The sequence below is a fragment of the Labrenzia sp. OB1 genome (assembly GCF_001624695.1).
Taxonomy (GTDB): domain Bacteria; phylum Pseudomonadota; class Alphaproteobacteria; order Rhizobiales; family Stappiaceae; genus Roseibium.
On sequence record NZ_JSEP01000068.1, the window covers coordinates 1 to 2,553 of the forward strand.

The window sequence follows — 2,553 nt, forward strand, 5'->3', positions numbered from 1 at the left end:
CGCAAACGCCGCAACGGCCCCTGCCGTCACAGGGCCGATCCCGGGGATGGTACAAAGCCGCCGCAACTCACAATCTGTCTTCGATGCATCCTCCAACTCGTTTGCCAGCCGTTCGATCACGTCGGTCAGCCGCGCTATCTGCTCGAGATACACCGCCCCCATCTCCCGAACGGGGTCAGGCAGGTCGCTGCTCTCGTCCGCCAGCGCATTCTCTAGTAATTTCAGGCTCGCCGGTCCCTTCGGCGCCACCAGCCCGAATTCGGCCAGATGTCCGCGGAGCGCGTTGATGAGCTGAGTGCGCTGCCGGACCAAGCATTGGTGGGTGCGGAACGCGACGGCACGGCCCTGGGTTTCGGCACTCTTCACTGCCACGAACCGCATAGTCGGACGCATGGCCGCCTCTGCGATAGCCTCCGCGTCCGCGCGGTCATTCTTCTGGCGCTTGACGAACGGTTTCACATACGCCGCCGGCACCAGACGCACTTCATGACCGTGAGACTGTGCCATCCGGCCCCAGTGATGCGATGTGGCGCATGCCTCCATAGCAACGACACAGGCCGGCTGCTCGCCCAGAAGTGTCGCCAACCGGTTCCGAGACAGTGCACGATTATACAGAACCGTCCCATCGCATCCGACCGCACAAACCTGAAAGCTGCCTTTTGCTAAGTCGATCGCCAAAATGCTGATCTTCGATGTCATTGATGCGCCCTCCGCTCGGTGAATATAGAACCGTCTTAGTATACTCGATGCCGCTGGGTGGGGGCATCCACCGCATCAGTTCAGTCATGAATCCACCGCCAGTTCGTACGCCTCCTGCATAAGACGGGCACTCTGCACCCAATCACCACGGCGTTCATAACTAATTGCCAGACTACGTATTTCAGCAAACGCTTCAATACTTCCAAGCCTCGCGGCTTCCAGGAGCTTCCAGGAAGCGCTTGAATAATCTCCATATGAGCGAGCACTCACACCATCCCGGTAATTTTTTTCACTTAAGTTCTTCTTCTCCTCCAAGAAAAAGTCCTTCAWCGAAATCAGAGAATCCAGRATTTTACTATCAAGATTATGTATATGACTTTCTCTTGACGATTTGTAGTTCTCGGAAACTATTCCAATTCTCGCCAATCCAGTGAGCATTCGATGAAATAGCGTGTTACGATCAGAATGTTTCGAGATGTAGTTATTAGTGGGGTCCGTGTACTCTTGAATATTMTTCTCCTGATATTCTATATTTTTAATWTTGACTGCGTCATAAGCAATTTCTTTAAGTTTAATCGAAACGGTAGCTGCCTCGTTAGAAACACCAGTTTTTCCACTATGCTTTTGCGCTGCGTTGACAAGTCGTTTAAGTCCTTGGTGGAGCTCTTTGAAATTACCGCGATTGCTTAAACCACGCAAAATCTCACGGTTAGCCTTGGCGACAGATTTATTCAGAGCTCTTTCAGGAAGACTTTTTTTCCAGTTTTTGAAACGGTTGGCAGTGCTTTCGAAGAAAGCTCGTAGTTTTCCGACTGATTTGTTGGTGACAACAGAAGGCTGTCGCCTAACCCCACTTTCACGAACCAGAGGCCTCAGTTCAGAAGAGCTTGCTGAAATAAGAGACCGATTCAAAAGTTCATGAGACAAGACAATAGGTTGCGAGCCTGCGTGTCTAAGAGCGAATTCTCTGATTGTTTGGTTGCCAGAAGACCTGGGATCAATACCAGCCATTTTGTGAGTTCCTTTTCGAATTGGAGCTGTGGCGTTTTGATGCCGAGTTCTATCAGCCGGGATCCTCTACTGCTGTCTCAAATGTGACTGGCGTGTCGCAGATAACGTACAAATATTTTCGCACATTTTCAGGTTGAGACGGTTCCCTTTATTGTGATGGAAGGGAGCAAGGCATGACTGACGATACTGACAGCAAAGAGATTGGCAACGTGATCCGGATCGATGAGGCACGGATCAAGGACCATCTGGGAGAGATGGTGCGCGGCACCGTCGAAGAGGCTTTGAATGCGATGCTGGACGCGGAGGCGGCTCGGCTTTGCGGAGCTGGTCGCTACGAGCGCCGCGAAGGGCGCCTGGACACGCGGGCGGGCAGTTATCAGCGATCGCTGCACACCAAGGCGGGCGACGTGAAGCTGAAGATGCCGAAGCTTCGGCGTCAGACGTTCGAGACGGCGATCATCGAGCGTTACCAGCGGCGGGAAAGCAGCGTCGAGGAAGCCCTGATCGAGATGTATCTGGCCGGCGTTTCCGTTCGTCGCGTGGAGGACATCACAGAGGCTTTGTGGGGCACACGGGTGTCACCAGGCACGGTGTCCAACCTGAACAAGAAGATCTATGCCAAGATCGAGGAATGGCGGAACCGTCGAATAGAAGGCGAGCACCCCTACCTCTATCTGGATGGCATTGTGATGAAGCGGACATGGGCTGGCGAAGTCCGAAATGTCTCGCTGCTTGTAGCCAGTGCGGTGAATTCTGAAGGGTATCGGGAGATCCTGGGCATTTGCGAGGGCGCCAAGGAAGACAAGTCCGGTTGGTCCAACTTCCTGCGTCATCTGGTCGACC

Annotated in this window: 3 protein-coding genes; 1 reads left to right on the top strand and 2 read right to left on the bottom strand. The window is 53.3% G+C overall.

Going from position 1 to position 2,553, the window contains the following annotated elements:
• Together OA90_RS27560 and OA90_RS28915 are read right to left on the bottom strand one after the other, a co-directional pair.
• A partial coding sequence (locus tag OA90_RS27560) for an IS110 family transposase (RefSeq protein ID WP_068420225.1) occupies positions 1-699 on the bottom strand: 699 nt, incomplete at its 3' end.
• 84 nt (positions 700-783) lie between these two features.
• Positions 784-1,710, bottom strand: a complete 927-nt coding sequence (locus OA90_RS28915; RefSeq protein WP_156510730.1) for a hypothetical protein — start codon at positions 1,708-1,710, stop codon at positions 784-786.
• Positions 1,711-1,883: 173 nt separating this feature from the next.
• Between OA90_RS28915 and OA90_RS27575 the strand changes: the two genes are divergently transcribed.
• Positions 1,884-2,553 (top strand): transposase (locus tag OA90_RS27575; protein WP_199823887.1); only part of this gene is annotated, 670 nt, incomplete at its 3' end.